Annotated in this window: 14 protein-coding genes and 2 riboswitches; of the genes, 6 read left to right on the forward strand and 8 right to left on the reverse strand. The window is 64.0% G+C overall.

Going from position 1 to position 18439, the window contains the following annotated elements:
- The first annotated feature begins 39 nt into the window (after positions 1-39).
- On the forward strand, positions 40-987 hold the full coding sequence (locus WN982_RS30875; RefSeq protein WP_341319342.1) for a flagellar brake protein: 948 nt from the start codon (positions 40-42) through the stop codon (positions 985-987).
- A gap of 36 nt (positions 988-1023) precedes the next feature.
- Here WN982_RS30875 and WN982_RS30880 read toward each other — a convergent pair whose 3' ends face one another.
- The 4 genes from WN982_RS30880 to cobW all read right to left on the reverse strand — a co-directional run bounded on the left by WN982_RS30880 (position 1024) and on the right by cobW (position 7672).
- On the reverse strand, positions 1024-1614 hold the full coding sequence (locus WN982_RS30880) for a VWA domain-containing protein (protein WP_341319343.1): 591 nt from the start codon (positions 1612-1614) through the stop codon (positions 1024-1026).
- A gap of 80 nt (positions 1615-1694) precedes the next feature.
- Positions 1695-2750, reverse strand: coding sequence for an ATP-binding protein (locus WN982_RS30885; protein ID WP_341319344.1), 1056 nt, complete (start codon positions 2748-2750; stop codon positions 1695-1697).
- Positions 2747-6547, reverse strand: a complete 3801-nt coding sequence (gene cobN, locus WN982_RS30890) for a cobaltochelatase subunit CobN (protein ID WP_341319345.1) — start codon at positions 6545-6547, stop codon at positions 2747-2749. Before cobN ends, WN982_RS30885 begins: the two co-directional genes overlap by 4 nt.
- Positions 6548-6553: 6 nt before the next feature.
- Complete coding sequence (cobW, locus tag WN982_RS30895) at positions 6554-7672, reverse strand: cobalamin biosynthesis protein CobW (protein ID WP_341319346.1); 1119 nt, start codon at positions 7670-7672, stop codon at positions 6554-6556.
- Between the two features lie 215 nt (positions 7673-7887).
- Positions 7888-8169: riboswitch (cobalamin riboswitch) on the reverse strand.
- A gap of 80 nt (positions 8170-8249) precedes the next feature.
- Positions 8250-8477, forward strand: a riboswitch (cobalamin riboswitch).
- A 208-nt stretch (positions 8478-8685) separates the two neighbouring features.
- Here cobW and cobA point away from each other — a divergent pair.
- From cobA to bluB, 5 genes are read left to right on the forward strand one after another with little or no spacing between them, the layout of a single operon-like run.
- A complete protein-coding gene (gene cobA, locus WN982_RS30900) occupies positions 8686-9450 on the forward strand; it encodes a uroporphyrinogen-III C-methyltransferase (RefSeq protein ID WP_341319347.1) in 765 nt (254 codons plus the stop codon).
- A complete protein-coding gene (locus WN982_RS30905) occupies positions 9447-9893 on the forward strand; it encodes a cobalamin biosynthesis protein (RefSeq protein ID WP_341319348.1) in 447 nt (148 codons plus the stop codon). The genes cobA and WN982_RS30905 overlap by 4 nt, the downstream gene beginning before the upstream one ends.
- The gene (gene cobO, locus WN982_RS30910) at positions 9890-10492 is read left to right on the forward strand and encodes a cob(I)yrinic acid a,c-diamide adenosyltransferase (RefSeq protein WP_341319349.1); all 603 of its coding nucleotides are present in this window, start codon (positions 9890-9892) and stop codon (positions 10490-10492) included. Before WN982_RS30905 ends, cobO begins: the two co-directional genes overlap by 4 nt.
- 3 nt (positions 10493-10495) lie before the next feature.
- Positions 10496-11821 carry a cobyrinate a,c-diamide synthase gene (locus WN982_RS30915; RefSeq protein ID WP_341319350.1) on the forward strand — a complete coding sequence of 442 codons (1326 nt, stop codon included), beginning with the start codon at positions 10496-10498 and terminating at the stop codon, positions 11819-11821.
- Positions 11805-12461 (forward strand): 5,6-dimethylbenzimidazole synthase, encoded by a 657-nt coding sequence (gene bluB, locus WN982_RS30920; RefSeq protein WP_341319351.1) that lies wholly within the window; start codon positions 11805-11807, stop codon positions 12459-12461. The genes WN982_RS30915 and bluB overlap by 17 nt, the downstream gene beginning before the upstream one ends.
- A 20-nt stretch (positions 12462-12481) precedes the next feature.
- Here bluB and WN982_RS30925 read toward each other — a convergent pair whose 3' ends face one another.
- From WN982_RS30925 to WN982_RS30940, 4 genes are all read right to left on the reverse strand, one after another.
- Complete coding sequence (locus WN982_RS30925; protein WP_341319352.1) at positions 12482-13117, reverse strand: DUF4136 domain-containing protein; 636 nt, start codon at positions 13115-13117, stop codon at positions 12482-12484.
- A 20-nt stretch (positions 13118-13137) separates the two neighbouring features.
- Positions 13138-15627 carry a CHASE2 domain-containing protein gene (locus tag WN982_RS30930; RefSeq protein WP_341319353.1) on the reverse strand — a complete coding sequence of 830 codons (2490 nt, stop codon included), beginning with the start codon at positions 15625-15627 and terminating at the stop codon, positions 13138-13140.
- A 67-nt stretch (positions 15628-15694) separates the two neighbouring features.
- The gene (locus WN982_RS30935) at positions 15695-17146 is read right to left on the reverse strand and encodes a FecR domain-containing protein (protein WP_341319354.1); all 1452 of its coding nucleotides are present in this window, start codon (positions 17144-17146) and stop codon (positions 15695-15697) included.
- The gene (locus tag WN982_RS30940; protein ID WP_341319355.1) at positions 17143-17877 is read right to left on the reverse strand and encodes a response regulator transcription factor; all 735 of its coding nucleotides are present in this window, start codon (positions 17875-17877) and stop codon (positions 17143-17145) included. Before WN982_RS30940 ends, WN982_RS30935 begins: the two co-directional genes overlap by 4 nt.
- Positions 17878-18439: the final 562 nt, after the last annotated feature.

Raw genomic sequence — 18439 nt, forward strand, 5'->3', positions numbered from 1 at the left:
CGTAAACAAGTAATCCCGCTACTTATTTAGCCATACACCATGGAAACCCCAGCAGAACCCCAAGCGGTGGAACCCGCATCAGCACCCGAACCCGCATCACCAGAACTAACCCTGAGCGCGGTACCGGTAGGCACGCCCCTAGCTTGGCCAATCGCAGACTCCGACGGCACACTCCTCTTCGCCGGCGGCACGATCCTGGCGACCACGGACGAGCGCAAATTCCTGTTCGAAAACTTCCATCCGCAGCGCGGCGACTTACTGGACACAATCACACCCCAGCAGCAAACAGAAGCAGAAGCAGAATCAACCGAAAAGCTAACAATAAAAGACATGCACCTGACAATAGGTGCACTAATAGGCCTGCGCGCCCAGCTCGGCAGCGGCGCCCCAATGCATCCATCCCGCATCATCGGCTTCGCGCCAAACCACGCGCTATTCATAACACCGCCACTACAAGAAGGCCGCATGCTCCCACTAGGCCTCGGCGAGAACGTAGAAATCGTCGCCATAGCGAGCCAGGCCGTATTCCGCTTCGTCTGCACGGTAGAGGCAATCTGCCGCGCACCATTCGACTATGTCGTGCTATCAAAACCCGGCGTGATCCGCCGCTTGCGCGAGCGCAAGTCGATCCGTGTCCGCACGCACCTCGCGGTACGCTTCGGCATCGGCGAAACCGGAGACACCTATGAAGGGGTAGGCCTAGCAAAAGGCATCAGTGCACTGGGCATGTCGCTGACCGCGTCATGGACCTTGGGAGCAGTCGGCGAACGCCTACGCGTATCGTTCCGGCTCAAATCAGCTGATATCGACACGCAAATCGAAACCAGCGCTGTGATCCGCAACGTGCAGAAAGGCAACTCGCCAGGCGAGCCGTCGACCCACGGCCTCGAATTCGATCAACTCGACGCAGCCCAGCAGACGGCGATGAAAGCCTTCGTGTTCGACCGTCAAGACGATGTGCTGTATTGGTCGAACGGTTTGAAATAAGCGCAAGGGAACGCGCGGCACAATCGCGCGCGCTGTTTAGCCGATCAATTCTTCTGGCGTGACACGCGCCGCGCCCCACGCATCGGCGAGCGCTTCACAACGGCTAAGCCGGATCGCCTCGCGCTCGAAGTCGACGAACACGACTTCGTCCGCGTCAAGCGGGCGCATCGGTTGATCGCTGCTGCGGCCGTCGGTCAAAATCCACAGCCAGCGCTGCTGCGCGGGCTTGCGGCGCGCAGTGCGCTCCAGCAACTGCGCGGCCTTCTGAACGCCGGACGCGAGCGGCGTACCGCCTCCACCACCTACCGGCCGCAACCACCGCTCGTTCCACCAGCGGGGCACTGCGGGACCGAACCGCAGATCCGCTCGAGTTCCGCCAAAACACACCAGCGCCGCCTCGGCGCGCGCGGCGCTTGCCCGGTCGAACAACGCGATCAACAGGCCTTTGGCGAGCGCGAGCCGCTGTCCGACCAGCATCGACCCGGAACAATCGAGGACGAAGCAATGCAGCACGCCGCCCTGCGGCGCCTCCGGCACGAAGCGCAGGTGCTCGGTGCGCAGCTTCTCCCGCCGCATCGCGGCGAAGGTCCGCGGCCAAGCGATGCGCTTGCCCGGCGCGCCTTGCAAGCGACTGCGCGAACCCGCGCCCGCACCTTGTCGCCATCGAAAACCGCTGCGCGAGTCAGCGGTGGCGCCCTTCCGATGGCTCAGTGTTTTTTTGCGCTGAGCGGGATGACGCCTTTGACCTGCGTGATGCCGGCCGGCTCGGGCGGCAGGTAGCCCCAATCGCTATCGCCGGCAGCGGTGGAAAGTGCGGAATCTTGTGAAGACGTCTCAACCGCATCGGAAGCGAGGTGGCGCGGCTCTGCGTTATCACGCGCCTCATCGCCTGCCCGCGGCTCGCGCTCATGCCGTCGATGCATCAGCACCGCTTCAGCGACACGCTCGACGTGCTCCGTTGTCACAGCCGCCGCCTGTTCGAACGCCGCCAATGCCCGGGCCGCGCGCAGCATCACGAGATCGGCGCGCAGCCCATCCACCGCCGCCGCAATGCACAGCGCGCTGACATGCGCGTGCACCGCATCGTCGAACGCGAGTTGAGGCAGTGCTTCGCGCGCCGCGCGAATCCGCTGAACGTACGCCTCCTGCTGCCGCGCGTACCCCGCACGAAACCCCAGCGGATCGAAATCGAACGCCAGCCGCGCTTTCACAATCTGCTGACGCACCAGCGGCTCAAAACAGTTCTGCAACTCGACCATCAACCCAAAGCGGTCGATCAGCTGCGGCCGCAACTCGCCTTCTTCCGGATTCATCGTGCCGACCAGCACAAAGCTCGCGTCATGGCTATGCGACACCCCATCGCGTTCGACGGTATTCACACCACTCGCCGCCGCATCCAGCAGCGCGTCGACAAGCGCATCGGGCAGCAGATTCACTTCATCGACATACAGCACGCCGCGATGCGCTTTCGCGAGCAGACCCGGAGAAAAGCGCACTGAACCATCGCGCAACACGGTTTCGATATCGAGCGTGCCGATCAGACGATCTTCGCTGGCGCCGAGCGGTAAATTCACCAGTTGCCCTTCAGGCAACAGTTCGGCGAGCGCGCGCGCCGCAGTCGATTTCGCCGTGCCGCGCGGCCCGCTGACCAGCACACCGCCCAGGCCCGGATCGATCGCGGCAAGCAGGAGCGCCTGCTGCAATGGCGCCTGGCCGATCAGCGCAGCAAATGGAAAAGCGGGCCGTTGCGTGGCTGCGTTCATGTTTGCATTCCTTCTATCTGCTGCTCACTCGCAAGCAGATGCTGTTCGACTTGCGCGCGATAGTCGCCGGGCGCTTGCCACAAACCACGCTGCATTGCTTCGAGCAGACGCTCGCAGACCGAATGCAGCGCATGCGGATTGTGCCGTTGCATGAACTCGCGTGTATTAGCGTCGTTCAGATAGGCATCGGTGACGAGCGCATATTGATGATCGGCAATCACGCGCGCGGTCGCATCGTAGCCGTACAAATAGTCGACGGTCGCGGCGATTTCGGCGGCGCCTTTGTAGCCGTGGCGTTTCACGCCGTCCAGCCATTTCGGATTGACCACGCGCGAGCGGATCACGCGCGCAATCTCCTCATGCAGGGTCCGCACGCGCGGCGCGGCCGGATTGCTGTGGTCGGCATGATAGACATGCGGCTGATTGCCCGCGAGATGCCGCACCGCAGCCACCATGCCGCCCTGGAACTGGTAGTAGTCGTTCGAATCGAGCACGTCGTGCTCGCGGTTGTCCTGATTCTGCAGCACCACGTCCATCGCCGCGAGGCGCGCGCCGAACGCCTGGCGCGCTTCTTCGCCGGCGCTGTTCTGCGTGTACGCGTAGCCGCCCCACGCCCGATACGCGTTCGCGAGGTCGGCGTCGGTTTGCCACTGCTGCGAATCGATCATGTCCTGCAAGCCCGCGCCATACGCGCCGGGACGCGCGCTGAACACGCGCCAGCCGGCGCGCTTGCGCGCCTCGGCTGCGTCCATGCCACGCGCGATGAGCGCATCGCGTTCGCGCAGCACGCGTGCGCGGATCGGGTTCAGATCCTCGGGTTCGTCGAGCTCGGCCACCGCTTGCACTGCCGCATCGAACAGGTGCATCACGTTCGCGAATGCATCGCGGAAAAAGCCTGATACGCGCAACGTCACGTCGATGCGCGGCCGGTCGAACACCTCGATCGGCATGATCTCGAAGTCGGTCACGCGATGACTGCCCGGCGCCCACTTCGGCCGCACACCGAGTAAAGCAAGCGCCTGGGCGATGTCGTCACCGCCGGTGCGCATCGTCGCCGTGCCCCATACCGAGAGTCCGATGGCGCGTGGGTAGTCGCCGTTGTCCTGCAAATGCCGCTCGATCAGTTGCTGCGCGGATTTCAAACCGAGTGACCACGCCGCTTGCGTTGGAATCGCGCGCGTATCGACCGAATAGAAGTTGCGGCCGGTGGGCAAGACGTCGGGGCGTCCACGCGATGGCGAACCGCTCGGCCCCGGCGGCACGAAGCGCCCTTCGAGACCGCGCTTCAGATGCCGCATTTCTTGCGGCCCGCACGCGTCGAGCCGCGGCAGAACGTCGTTGCGCAGGCGCTCGATCACGCATTCGGCTTGCGGCAAGGTTCCAGCCGAAGGCGCTAAAGCGCGAGTTTCATCGCCACACACGCCTCGCAACATCTCAGCCGCCAGCAACTCCAGGCGCTCGCGCGTATCGCCGCGGTGCCGCCACGGCGCATCGCTCACGCGCTGCAACACATCGGGGCGCGGCCCATCCCACATCGCCGACCAATCCACCGACAACGGATCGAACAGATGATCCATCCGAAGATCGCGCGCCAACGCATCGATCAAGCCGGCTTTTTCAGCCTGCCCGTCGCCGACCGGGAAACGTCCCAACGCCAGCAGCGTATCGCGCCGCTGCACACCCTCCGGCGAACGCCCGAACGTGTGCAAACCATCGCGAATCTGCGCTTCCTTCAACTCGCACAGCCATGCATCGACGCGCGTCAGCAGCGCGTCCTCATCATCCTGCCCATCCGGCTCCGCGAGGCTCAGCTCTTCATGCAGCCGATGCTCCACGATGGTCGCGAGAATCGTGCGCCTCAATAGCCTGGCGCGGCGCGGATCGACCATCAGCGCTTCATAGTATTCATCGACCTGGCGCTCGAGATCCTGCAACGGCCCATAGCTTTCGGCGCGCGTGAGCGGCGGCATCAGATGATCGATGATGACGGCCTGCGCGCGGCGCTTCGCCTGGCTGCCCTCACCGGGATCGTTGACGATGAACGGATAGAGATGCGGCAGCGGTCCAAGAATCAGATCGGGCCAGCACGTATCGCTCAACGCGACGCTCTTGCCCGGCAGCCATTCGAGGTTGCCATGCTTGCCGACATGCACGACCGCGTCGATGCCGAACTGATGGCGCAACCAGAAATAGAACGCGAGATAGGCATGCGGCGGCACGAGTTCGGCGTCGTGATAGCTCGCATAGTCGCCCTGTTCGCGCGAACGCGACGGCTGAATGCCGACGAACACATGGCCGTAACGCCAGCCCGCGATCATGAAACGGCCGCGCCGTAATGTCGGGTCCTGCTCGGGCGAGCCCCAACGCGCGTTCAATGCATTACGCGTTTCAGCAGGCAGCCGGTTGAAATACAACAGATAGTCGTCGAGTGCGAGGCTTTGCAACGCGGGCCGCAAGTCGCGCACGACCGGATCGTTGGTCACGCCTTCAGTCAGCTTCTTCAACAGCGCGTCGCCGTCCACGGGCAAATCGCTCAAGCGATAACCTTCATCGCGCAGCATCGACAGAATGCCGACCACCGACGCCGGCGTATCGAGTCCCACGCCATTGCCGATGCGCCCTTCGCTCATTGGATAGTTGGCGAGAATCAGCGCGAGTTTCTTGTCCCCGTTATCGAGCGTACGCAGACGGCACCAGCGCCGGCTCAGTTCGGCGAGAAAGCCGACACGTTCGAGATCCGGTTGATAGCGGACCACATCGACTTCCGTATGCGGGCAACGATACGCGAGTCCCTTGAAACTGATCGCCCGCGTGATGATGCGGCCGTCTACTTCCGGCAGCGCGATATGCATAGCGATATCGCGCGAGTTGAGGCCTTGATTGTCCTTGAGCCAGTCTTCGCGATTGCCGCCGCTCAGGATCACTTGCATCACTGGCGCGTCGCCGGCCAAGGCGAGCGGTTCGGGATCGTCGATCGCTGACGCGGCGAACGCGGTCGTGTTCAGAACCAGCGCGACATCATGTTGCGCGCACAACTGCTGCACGACTTCGCGGCTCATCGCATCTTTCAGCGAGGTAATCGCAATCGGCAACGGATTCACTCCCTGTGCTTCGAGCGCATCGATCAGCGCGTCGAACACCGCAGTATTGGCCGCCTGCAGGTGCGCCTTATAGAACAGAATCGCCGCAACCGGCGCATCCTGGCGCCAGCGCGCCTGCCAGTCCGCCATTGTCGGCGCATCGCGGTCGGGATGGTAGAGCGTCGCGGCCGGCAACGCGCGCGGCGGTGCGGGTTCGTGCCCCCAACCGAATGAGCGATACGCAATGCAGCGCAGGAACGCCTCGGCATTCTGCGCGCCGCCTTCGCGCAGATAGCGCCATAGCTGGTGGCATAGCTCGGCATCGGCTGTGCTGCGCGCAAGCAGATTCGGATCTTCCTGCAAATCGCCCGAGAACATCGCGAGCGTCTGCTTCTTGCGCTCGGCGAGCGCGACCACCTGCTCGATCCCGTAAGGCCAATACGCTTCGCCGCCCAGGTGATCGACTACGACGACACGCGCATGCTGCAACACGTCTTCGACATAGAAATCGACCGACGCCGGTTGCCGCAAATAAGTGACATTCGCGAGCCGCACGCTCGGGAAGCCCTCGCCTAAGCGAGGAAACACGCTGGCGAGCAGCGACAGCGTCGTATCGGCGGAGCTGAGCACCACGATATCGGCGGGCTGCTGATCGATACGGATCACGCCTTGCGTATCGTCGACAAAACCGCCCGGCGTAGTGCGCAGCAGATGCATGATCGATTACGCCTGTTGCGGTTCAGCGCTCGACACAGCGCCCAACGCAGCGTCGAACGCACGTTGCAGCGCGGCCTGATCGAGGTCCTCGCCGATCAGCACGAAGCGGCTTTGCCGACCCTCGCCCGCTTCGTCAATTTCACCGATTTCGCCGGCTTGCCAGCGGCGATCGAAGTAACTATCGAAACGGCGGCCCACGCCTTGAATCACAAGCCGCATCGCCGCGCCCGGAAGCGCCGCAAAACCCTTGACGCGGTAAATCGTGTGCGTTTCGACCAACCCTTGCAGCGCGGCGATCATCGCATCACGCGATGGCGCACTCGCGTGCACCACCACGGAATCGAATTCGTCGTGATGATGGTCGGCGTCGTCAGCTGAACCGTGGTGGTCGTGGCGCAAGTGGATCGTTTCTTCAGAGGCAGCTTCGAGGCCGAGCAAAGTGTGCAAATCGAGTTGGCCCATCTGCGCGCGCACGATCTTCACTTGCGGCGGAATCTCGTCACGGATGACGGTCTCGACAGCGGCTTGCTGTACGTCGTCGAGCAAATCCGTTTTGTTCAGAATCACCAGATCGGCTGCGGACAGCTGATCTTCGAACAATTCGTGCAGCGGCGATTCGTGATCGAGATTCGGATCGGCCTTGCGCTGTGCATCGACGGCGACCGGATTGTCGGCGAACTGGCCGCTCGCCGCGGCGGGGCCGTCCACCACCGTCACCACTGCATCCACAGTGAAGCTGCTCTTGATCTGCGGCCAGTTGAACGCCTGCACCAGTGGCTTCGGCAGTGCGAGACCGGAGGTTTCGATCAGCACATGATCGATCTGCTCGCGGCGCTCGACGAGCTTTTCCATCACCGGGAAAAACTCTTCCTGCACCGTGCAGCACAGGCAGCCGTTCGCGAGTTCATACAGTTGCCCTTCGGTTTCGACGCCGTTTTCATCGCAGCCGATGCCGCAACCCTTGAGGATTTCACCGTCGATGCCGAGTTCGCCGAACTCGTTGACGATCACCGCGATGCGCTTGCCGCCCGCATGCTGAAGAATGTGCCGCAGCAGCGTGGTCTTGCCGCTGCCGAGAAAACCCGTGACGATGGTGACGGGGATCTTGCGCATTTGAGTTTGCATCGTTGGGTCCATCCGAAGAGGTTGCACGTTCACACGCCGGCGGCCCGCGTCCGAATGCGCTTCACGCTTGAGCCGAGGACAAACCTGTGCAAGGCAAGCAAACACGAAAACAAAACACACGGGAACGACAGCGGGGACGAAAAACGGCGTTGCCGCGGCAACAGAAAACAGCAAATGAGAACGAAGTCATGAACGAGCCACCGCATCCCCGCGGCGTTCATCCGTCATATTCTGGCCGGTATCCGGGCTGGCAAAAGCGCCGCTTCACCTTCCCGCGCGAGTGATTTCTCGCCCAGTGGTTATATGCCGACGCGGCCTTGCGCGTAGACATCGAAGCCGGCTCCGCGGCGCCGGAGAACGCATCCAGGCGCCGCTTTTCGCTTACCGTTGCGGGGGCAGCACAGGTTGACCCGATCCATAGCAGGCGGGCGCCCTGTTTCCCGTTTAACTGCATGCGCACGAGCGCGCACACGAGCACCAAAGTGCGTGCGAGTGTAGGCCCGCAGCCCCCCGCCGTCAAGGAAGCGCGGACCGCGCCGGCGCCTTGTCGAGCGTGCTGGAAGGCACCGCCGTGTGCTATCGTATGCGCGCGTTTGGTGCCCGCACATGCGTTCGCATGTGCAGTTAAACGGGAAACAGGCAGCGCCCCATGCGCTCAACCTGTGCTGTCCCCGCAACGGTAAGCGACCTGCGGCGCCTTGGCGCCGCGCATGCGTTTTCGATGCCACTGTCTGACGAATCAGACGGGAAGGCAAAACGCATGAGGCCGCCAGCCCGGATACCGGCCAGACGCGGAGGCGGCGAACGTCACGCTGCCGGCTGCCTGAATCCGCGAGGGACGGATGGGAAGGCGCTGAAGCACGACGTATACGAACGCCCGTTGGCGATTTCCATGAAAACGCCGCGAGCGGTGTTGTCGTCGTGCGTAATCTGTCGCACCGCATGAGCGCTAATTCCGCCTGGGCCGTCTTCACGGCCCGCCTGTTCCCACTTGTCACGACATGGCTCGCGCCATGCACGCTGCGGTGAGCCGCGCCTGGCTGATCGGCGCCGGCCCCGGCGACGTCGAACTGATGACGCTCAAGGCGACTCGCGCATTGGCGCAGGCCGATGTGGTGCTGGTCGACGATCTGGTGAATCCCGACGTGCTGCAGTTCGCCCGCGCCGATGCGCTGGTCGTCTATGTCGGCAAACGCGGCGGGCATCCGTCGACGCCGCAAGCCGGCATCGTCGCGCAAATGCTCGAACATGTGCAGGCCGGGCGCAGGGTCGCGCGTTTGAAAGGCGGAGATCCGTTCGTGTTCGGCCGTGGCGGCGAAGAGCAGCAGGCACTGCATGCTGCGGGCATCGAGGTGGAAATCGTCAACGGCATCACGGCGGGAATCGCGGCGCCCGCGGCAATCGGCATTCCCGTCACACATCGCGATTACGCGCAGGGTGTGGTGTTCGTCACCGGACATGGCGCCGGAAGCGGTGAGCCGGACTGGGCGGCGCTCGTTGCCACGCGGATGACGCTGGTGATCTATATGGGTATGCGGCGGCTGAACGATATCGTCGGCGCATTGCTCGCGGCCGGCATGAGCGCCGACACGCCTTGCGCCGCGATCGAATCCGCTACGCGTCCTGAACAAAGGCATGCACTCGCGCAGCTCGGCGGCTTTGCCGACGCAGTCACTAACGCCGGGCTTGGCTCGCCGGCGATCGTGGTGATCGGCGGCGTGGCGTCGCTGGCGTTGGAGCGGGCCGCCGCTCATGCTAATGCGGTGGACGCCCAATGAAAACGCTGACCGTCGGCATCGGTTGCCGCTTGCACAGCTCGGCCGAGCAGATCGATACTGCTGTACGCACGGCGCTCGGCCACCATACGCTCGATGAAATCAGCGCGATTGCCACCATCGACGTCAAAGCCCACGAAGCAGGTTTGCTCGAATTCTGCGCACGTCACGCATTGCCGTTGAAACTATTCAGCCGTGAGCAAATTGCGGCATTACCCATTGCCGATGCCGAGCCTTCGGCGGCAGCACGCGAGCATCTCGGCGTAGACGGCGTCTGCGAGCCCTGTGCCTTGCTCGCTGCGGCCGCCGCTCAACCCGATACAGCCGATGTACGCCTGATCGTGCGCAAAACCGCACTCGACGGCGTCACGATAGCGATCGCTTCGACCGCTCACGCAGGCATCGACCAATCACACAACGACTCCAACGAACAGGACCTTCCATGAAAACCGATCCCGAATCGCATCAACGCATGACCGAGCGCCGGCGCGAAGGCCACGAAAAGAAACAGGCCGCCGCCACCGTCGAAAAGGGTCTGCTGATCGTCAACACCGGCACCGGCAAAGGCAAGACCACGGCCGCATTCGGCATGGCCGTGCGGGTGCTCGGACACGGCATGCGTCTGGGCGTCGTGCAATTCATCAAGGGCGCGCTGCATACCTCGGAGCGCGACTTCCTCGGCGCGATCGCCAATTGCGATTTCGTCACGATGGGCGACGGCTATACGTGGAACACGCAAAACCGCGACGCCGACATCGCCACCGCGCGCAAAGGCTGGGACGAAGCGCGCCGGATGATCGAAAGCGGCGACTATCAGATGGTGATCCTCGACGAACTGAACACGGTGCTGAAGTACGAATACCTGCCGCTCGACGAAGTGCTGTCCGTATTAAACGCGCGACCGGAAATGCTGCACGTGGTCGTAACCGGCCGTCATGCGCCGGATGCGCTGATCGAAGCCGCCGACCTCGTCACCGAAATGCGCATCGTCAAGCATCCGTATCGCGAGCAAGGCGTGAAAGCGCAGCGCGGCGTGGAGTTCTGAGCGATGTCCGCGCCCTCCAGGGGGACTTCCTTCGGGGCGTGCCCCGCCCTGTTCATTAGCGCGCCGGCTTCGGGTCAAGGCAAGACCACGATTACAGCGGGTTTGGCGCGCTACCACCGGCGGCTGGGGCGGCGTGTGCGCGTATTCAAGACCGGTCCGGACTTTCTCGACCCGATGATTCTCGCGCGTGCCAGCGGCGCGCCGGTATTGTCGCTCGATCTCTGGATGGTGGGCGAATCCGCATGCCGCAATCTGCTCGCGCAAGCGGCTGCTGAAACCGATCTGATCCTGATCGAAGGCGTGATGGGTCTATTCGACGGCACGCCGAGCAGCGCCGATCTGGCAACGGTATTCGGCGTGCCGGTGCTCGCGGTAATTTCAGCGAAAGCGATGGCGCAGACCTTCGGCGCAGTCGCCTTCGGTCTCGCGCGATTCAGGCCGCAGGTGCCGTTCTACGGCGTGCTGGCCAATCACGTCAGCTCTGCAAGGCACGCGCAAATGCTCGAAGAGGCGTTGCCGCCAGATCTGCGCTGGTGCGGCCACATCGCCGGCAATGATGAAATCGAGTTGCCCGACCGTCATCTCGGCCTGCATCAAGCCGCGGAGATCGACGATCTGGACACGCGTCTGGATCGCGCCGCCGATGCGCTCGCGCAAACCGCGCTGGCCGAATTGCCGCCGCCGGTCGAATTCGGCGCGCCTGTGAACGAAACGCTGCCGCGTCTTCTGGAAGGCAAGCGCATCGCGATCGCATGCGATGCGGCGTTCTCGTTCATCTATCCGGCCAACGTCACGCTTTTACAAACACTCGGCGCGCACATCGACTATTTCTCGCCGCTCGCCGACGAAGCATTACCTGAACAGACCGACGCCCTGTACCTTCCGGGCGGCTATCCGGAACTGCACGCCGCAGCGCTGGCAAGCAACACGCGCAGCGCGACGACGATCCGCGCACACGCGGCAGCGGGCAAGCCGATCGTCGCCGAATGCGGCGGCATGCTCTACCTGCTCGATCGACTCACCGACACGAGCGGCGCCACCACGCCGATGCTCGGTCTGCTGCCGGGCCACGCGACAATGCAAACGCGCTTCACCGCGCTCGGCATGCAACAGATCGACAGCCTGCACGGCCCGCTGACCGGCCACACCTTTCACTACTCGAAGCTGACCACGCCGCTCACGCCGCTGCGTTCAGCCACCCGGCCGCAAAGCGACGCGCCCGGCGAGGCCGTGTTCCGCGCCGGTTCGATCGTCGCGACTTATATGCACGCTTATTGGCCCTCCAACCCGGCCTTCACGGCCGCCCTGTTCCATGGCGAAGCCTTTTAACGATTCCGAACGCGAAGCGGTCTACCGCGCGATTTACGAACGGCGCGACATGCGCCACTTCGTGCGCGACCCGGTCGATCCCGCCGTGTTGCAACGTCTGCTCGACGCGGCGCATCACGCGCCTAGTGTCGGCTTCATGCAGCCCTGGCGCATCGCGCGCATCACCGATCCGGCCTTGCGCACCGCTTTGCACGAGACCGTCGAAAGCGAACGGCTCGCCACCGCGGATGCGCTCGGCAAGCGGCGCGAAGATTTCATGAAGCTGAAAGTCGAAGGCATGCTGGAATGCGGCGAACTGCTGGTGATGGCGCTGATGGACGGTCGCGAGCGGCACATCTTCGGACGCCGCACCTTGCCGGAGATGGATCTCGCGTCGGTGGCGTGCGCGATCCAGAACATGTGGCTAGCGGCACGCGCGGAAGGCCTGGGAATGGGCTGGGTGTCGCTATTCGACGTCGAGACGGTGCGCTCGCTGCTGCATATGCCCGCGGGCGCACGGCCGGTGGCGATCCTGTGTCTCGGCCACGTCGATCAGTTTTACAGCGAGCCGATGCTGGAAACCGAACGCTGGGCGAGCCGCATGCCGCTCGCCGACTGCGTGTTCGAAAACCGCTGGCCGGACGATAAAGCGCCGGAATAACGCCTGGGTTTCCCTGCGTTTTACTGCACGACCGGCTTGACCGCTATCACTTCCGGCACGCCGCTCGCCTGATCGGCGCGCAGCTTCACACGCCAGTCCGGCGGCGCGTCGAACGGAAATTTGGCCAATGCGCTTTTCACGAGGGTTGGCATTGCGTGCTGCGGGTCGGCGTCGCGATCGCTGCTCATCGCGCTGACCTTGTAGACCTCCTTCCCACTCGCCCGCTCGAAGAACCGCAGCGTCAACGCGTGCTGGTACGCTCGCCCGCCGAACAGCGAAAACGACGGCTCGGCCGGACGGCCGCACGCGCTTGCCGCACAATCCCCTGCATTGACGCCAACCGTGGCCGGCCGCGTGTCATACGCGATCGACAGTAGATAGTGCGCCTGCTGCGCCGCCGCCTCGACGAAGCCATTCTTCGCCAGTTCATCGCGCAGTAAGGCTTCGAATTGCGGATGATCCGCACTGGCATCCTGCGACGGCATGCGCGCAATCGCATACGTGCGCTCGCCTTGCAACGCAGCCGCCGGATTCGGAGTGTGCACGTCGGCGTTCAGGCCCGCGCAACCGGTGAGACTCGCCGCGGCCAGCGCGGCACAGATCAGTATCGCTTTCACCATCTTCTCGCTTCGATAAGGTGCGTGTTCATGCTGCATGAGCGTGGCCGAGCGTAACACTACGGCGCATCAGGCTGCATTTCAGGCTGCGTGTCCTCTAACGCCGGCAGACAAATCGTAAAAGCCGTTCCCTTGCCCGGCGCGCTGACCACCTCCACATCGCCGCCATGACGCGTCACGACGGTTTTGACAAACGCCATCCCCAATCCCGCGCCGCCGACTTCGGGCCGCTCCGCCTCGTGAAAGCGCCGGAACCGCTCGAACAGACCCGCCTGCTGTTCCTCGGGAATGCCGTAGCCTTCGTCGCGGATCGTACACGACACGCGGTTTGCCGCGCCCGGTGCGGCCTTCGGCGCAAGGCTGCCGGGACTACTTAAGTTGCTCAAGCTGCACGTGATCCGCGTATCCGGCGGACTGTATTTGACCGCATTGTTCAGAATGTTGACGAGGGCGCGCGTCATCAGCGAACGGTCGGCGCAGATCCAGTGGCCGTCGTCGCCATCGTTGTCCGTTTCCAGCGTGATGCGCTTGGCATGGGCCTGCGGCCAGACTTCGTCGCTGGCGTCGATCATCAGTTCCGTCAGGCTCACCGGTTCGAGCACATAGGTTTGCGATTCGGCGCGCGCCAGTTGCACGAAATCGTCGGCGAGCGTCAGCGCGCGTTGCGCGTAGCGTTCGATGCGCTCCAGCAAACCGCGCGCAAGCGCCGACTCGCTGCGGGCACGCTCGATCTCCACCAGTGCCAGAATCGACGCCTGCGGCGAGCGCATATCGTGCGACAACAGCCGCAGCGCGTCTTCGCGCTGACGCTCGGCCGCATGCAAGGCCGACACGTCGACCAGGCCCGCGATCCAGCCGGTCGTCTCGCCTTGCTCGTTGGTGCAGTTCGCGTAACGCAGCAAATGGTCGCGCTCGTCGGCGTCGCGCACCTCGACGCCCTGCGCCATCAGCGCGGCAAATTCCCCGCGCGCCGGGTCGAGCAGCGCGGGCCAATGGGCGTGCGCGAACAGATTGTTTTCGGCATCGGATGAAGCGCCGTTGTCGATGGTCTTCACCAGCGTCAGGCCGCCCAGCACCGTCTGCATCGGCTGGCCTTCCGGCGTTGCCAGGCCCAGACGCGCGAAATGCGCCTTAGCCGCGTGGTTCGCGATCAGCACAATGCCTTGCACGTCGCTGACCAGGATCGGCTCGGGCACGCTATCGAGGCTGTCCCACACGAAACGCTTCATGTCCTGCACGCGCTGCGCGGCCCGCGCCATCAGCGCCATATGCTGCTCCAGCACGTCACCGCCGAATTCACGGCGGCGCTGCGGCGTTTCGGGCAACAGATGCGGTTCGTCGGCGAGGCGTTGCAGCTCTTCGCGCAGATAGGCCATCGTCATTTCGAGGCGCCGCCAGTTCCAGATCGGATACACGACGATCACGCCGACAATCGCCGGCACCGGCGACATCCACAGTCGCACGCCGTACAGCAGGGCCGCGCTGCCGGCTGCGGCAAGCAGACACAGCGCGCCGGTCAATAGCAACGAACGGCGCGGCGACAACACGAGGAAACCCGCCAGCAGCGCGGCAAGCGGCACCAGCGACACGGCGAACAGCAGCCACGGCTCAGCGGGCTCGATCGTGCGGCCGGTCAGCAGCGTGTCGAGCACGTTCGCATGGATATAGACGCCGGGCAGCGGGCCCAATTCGCCGGACACCGGCGTGGCAAAACGGTCGTACAAACCGGATGCGGTCACGCCGATCAGCACGATGCGTCCGCGCAGCTTTTCCGGCGGCACATCGCCCGCGAGGACGCTCGCGAAGCTCAGTTTCGAATAGTTCTGCGCGTTCGGGCCGAACGGAATCAGAAAGCGGGCTTCGCCCTGAGACTCCGTAGCCGCCGCGTGGCTCGCGGAAAGCTTTTGCGGGCGCTCGCTCAACTGCAGCACGCCGCGCTCGACTGCCTGCGCAACCGGCACCATCAATTGCGGCCAGCGCGACTGCGCATCGCCTTCGAATTGCGCGACGCTGCGCACGATACCGTCGCTGTCGACTTCAAGATTGATATGGCCAAGGCCGGCGGCGGCATGCGCGAGCGGCGGCACCGGGTCGACTGCGACGCGCCGGCCGGCGTCGTCGAGCGGACTGAGCAGCATCGGCAGATAGGTGGGGCTCAGCGCGATGGCCCGTGCCAGTTGGGCGTCGTCCGGATTGGCTTCGGTGAACAGCACGTCGTAGATCACCGCGGCGGGTTTCGCCCTGGCGAGCTGTTCGAGCAGCCGCGCGTGCACGCTGCGCGGCCATGGCCAACGGCCGAGCTGCGCGATGCTGGCGTTGTCGATTTCGACCACCACGATGTCCGGCGACACGGGCTGCGCGCGCAGGCTCAGGAAGCGGTCGTAGACCAGATGATCGACGCTCGCGGTCAGCCGGCCAAATGAGCCGAGCAGAATCACGATGAGGCCGAGGCAACCGATGCCCACCCATTCGAACAGGAAGCGGCGACCAGCGCGCCTTCCGAGGCGCGCGCGCGGGTCGAGGCTCAGGCGCGGGGATGGGGTCGGCAAGACTGTGGTTCGTTCCCGAGTCGGGCAACAGGTTTTTTTGGGGACTCAGTCTGCGATTCTATCGGCATCAGCGCGCAAGTGTGAACGTACGGATCGAACTGCTCTTCTCATAGAAGCGGCCGTTTTCGAACTGTTCGACGACGACCGTCCAATAGTAAACGCCGCGCGGCAGATCGCTCGCAACCAGTTGTCCGCTCGTCAGATCAGTGCGATCGATAATCGGATGGCGCAGATCGTCGGACGTCGCCAGCACGAAACGGAAACGCGTCTCGACATTGGAGCGGCTGACGAACCAGCGGAATTCGTAGTCGCGACTGCCGGCGCGCGGCCCCGCCGAAGCATCCAGCCCAAGCTGACGCCGGTCGAAGCCATACACCTGCGGCAAACCTTCGAGCCCATGGTCGTCGATCGCGGCGATGCGCACGAAATAAGTGCCATCGGCCAGATCGCCGAAGTCCGCATGCGGCGCGCTCACGCGCAGATCGCGGATCAGGTCGAGCTGATCGGCATCGCGCGCGATCTGCACGCGGTAGGCCACCGCGCGCGCTGCCGGCACGAGGTCGAAGGCGACCGTCTTGCCGTCCTGCACCTTGGCTGGATCGGCAAGCGCCGGCGCGGGCAGCAACTCGACCGGCGCGCCGATCTCGCCGCCCGTGCGCGTGATGCTGCCAAAGCGCGCCTTGACGAGTTGCGCGGATGCCTGCAACGGCACGCCCGGCGGCGGCGCCTTCGGGTAGCCGTCGGGGCCGGCGAGATCGACACCGACCGCGCCGTCCTGCACTTCCACCGCGGTGGTGTGCGCGTCGCCGTCGTAGGCAACCTTGAAATGCGTGCCGCGCACGCCCGCGACGACCGAGGGCGAACGAATCTGGAAACGGTCATCCTTCTTGGTCGCATGCGTGACCTCACTGTCGACTTCGCCACGACGCAGATCGAGGACCCGGTCGGCCGCGCCGGTCAGCGCGGCGCTCCGGAGCTTGTCGATGTCGAGCATCGCATTCTGCGACACCGACACGTGCGAGCCGTCCGGCAACTCCAGCGTGACGAAGCCGTTATGGCCGGTGCGGATGCGGTCGCCTTCGCCGAGCGTCGCGCCGATTATCAGCGGGGTATACGGACTCTTGCCGAACGCGCGCTCGGCCGGACCGCTCGTCGCGATCACACGCGCCGCTTCCGGCTCCTGCCTGAGCTGGTTCGCCGGCAACCGCAACGCGATTCCGGCCGGCATGCGGCGTGGCGCGGGTACATGATTCAGATGGCTCAGGAGCGCCCAATCATGCGGATCGCGCATATAGCGGCCGGCAATGTCGTATAGCGTGTCGCCATCGTGGGTGACGTACGAAATATAGACTGGCGCGGCGGCCGTCGCGCGTGGTTTCGGCGGGCGGGACGATTGAGCGTCGACCAACGCCGGTGCGAAGCACGTTATGGCGATCAGACCTGAGCCCAGCATTGCACAGACCCGGCGGCCCGGCGAACGCGCGAGGCCGCGCGCTGCCGCGTCGAAGGAAACCGTCACGCGCCCCCCGCTTCGGAGCGTTCATCATCCGCGACGGACGCGCCGGACTCGATCCGTTCGAGCCGGTAGCCATAGCCGTAGATCGGCGTCAAACGGTAGCCGTGCTCCGGACGCAAACCCAGCTTGCTGCGCAGCATCGACACGTGAGTGTCCATCGTACGCGAAGGGATGTCGGTCGCCTGCTTCCAGATCACGTCGAGAATGTGCGCGCGCGACAGCGGCCGGCTCAGATGCTGGAACAGCAGCAGCGCGAGTTCGAATTCCTTCTGCGTCACGGCCACCGTCGTGCCGCGCACCACCACGTGCTTCGCGCCCAGATCGAACTCGAATTCGCCGAAGACTTCCTTCGCCGCGGCCGGCTTCAGGTGATACGCGCGACGCAGCAGCGAACCGACCCGCGCCAGCAGCACCGCCGCCGAGACCGGCTTGACGACGTAATCGTCCGCGCCGGTGTTGAGGATCGACGTAATGTCGGTTTCACGGCCACGGCTCGTCATGAACAGCACCGGCAAACGCTCGGACAGGCTTTCGCGCACCCAACGCAGCACCTCCTCGCCGGACATGTCGGGCACGTTCCAGTCGAGCACCAGCAGATCGAAGGTCTGGCGCCGCAACTGCCGCACCAGTTCACGGCCCGCGCCGTAGGCGTGACAGATATGGCCAGCCGCCGACAGCGTTTGGCATACAAGATCGGCCTGAGCCGGATCGTCATCAAGGACTGCAATTCTCATAGAACCCCGCAACGCGACATCGTCCTTTGTATCTGGTGACCGGTAGGCCGGCCGATGGCCGGGATGACGGCTGCAACACCCTCGAACCGGCCTCTCGTTTCATCTCCGACTTCGCTCTTTTCCGATTATCGGACGCCTGGGCCCCGCACAGGGTTTAGATCCGTCGCCGCCTTGTCTCGAAATTGGCGCGTATTTTTGCTTTGTCGCGCCAATAGCCGAGGAGGCGAATCATCATAATCGAAAATGGCCGTGCTTTTTCCCGGGTGCGATAAAGCAGCTATCCGGCCCGGCTCGGTGCATCGCGAGCCGCTCCCTGATTTTTACCCAAGCTCTCTCAGGCTCTCTTTCGGGTACGCCTAGGTATTCAAATATCGACCTCTAGGGGTCGTGTTTCGGGTTAGCTGGTCTCGCCCGCACTGTGAATGGCCCCGTCTGCCTTGTCGTATCGCGCTGTGTCCCGCATTCCGGAAACAACAATTTGACAATTTGCGAGACAGTATAGGAACAGTCTCAAATTAAATGGTTTAAAGATTGTTAGATGGGTTTGGTAATGCATCGGGGC

Source organism: Paraburkholderia sp. IMGN_8 (assembly GCF_038050405.1).
Classification (GTDB): Bacteria; Pseudomonadota; Gammaproteobacteria; order Burkholderiales; family Burkholderiaceae; genus Paraburkholderia.

What these genes read in the sequence shown, in the direction of transcription:
- WN982_RS30875 (WP_341319342.1), top strand. Translation starts at nt 40, where the DNA reads ATGGAAACCCCAGCAGAACCCCAAGCGGTGGAACCCGCATCAGCACCC.
- WN982_RS30885 (WP_341319344.1), bottom strand. Translation starts at nt 2,750, where the DNA reads ATGAACGCAGCCACGCAACGGCCCGCTTTTCCATTTGCTGCGCTGATC.
- cobN (WP_341319345.1), bottom strand. Translation starts at nt 6,547, where the DNA reads ATGCATCTGCTGCGCACTACGCCGGGCGGTTTTGTCGACGATACGCAA.
- cobW (WP_341319346.1), bottom strand. Translation starts at nt 7,672, where the DNA reads ATGCAAACTCAAATGCGCAAGATCCCCGTCACCATCGTCACGGGTTTT.
- cobA (WP_341319347.1), top strand. Translation starts at nt 8,686, where the DNA reads ATGCACGCTGCGGTGAGCCGCGCCTGGCTGATCGGCGCCGGCCCCGGC.
- WN982_RS30905 (WP_341319348.1), top strand. Translation starts at nt 9,447, where the DNA reads ATGAAAACGCTGACCGTCGGCATCGGTTGCCGCTTGCACAGCTCGGCC.
- cobO (WP_341319349.1), top strand. Translation starts at nt 9,890, where the DNA reads ATGAAAACCGATCCCGAATCGCATCAACGCATGACCGAGCGCCGGCGC.
- WN982_RS30915 (WP_341319350.1), top strand. Translation starts at nt 10,496, where the DNA reads ATGTCCGCGCCCTCCAGGGGGACTTCCTTCGGGGCGTGCCCCGCCCTG.
- bluB (WP_341319351.1), top strand. Translation starts at nt 11,805, where the DNA reads ATGGCGAAGCCTTTTAACGATTCCGAACGCGAAGCGGTCTACCGCGCG.
- WN982_RS30925 (WP_341319352.1), bottom strand. Translation starts at nt 13,117, where the DNA reads ATGCAGCATGAACACGCACCTTATCGAAGCGAGAAGATGGTGAAAGCG.
- WN982_RS30940 (WP_341319355.1), bottom strand. Translation starts at nt 17,877, where the DNA reads ATGAGAATTGCAGTCCTTGATGACGATCCGGCTCAGGCCGATCTTGTA.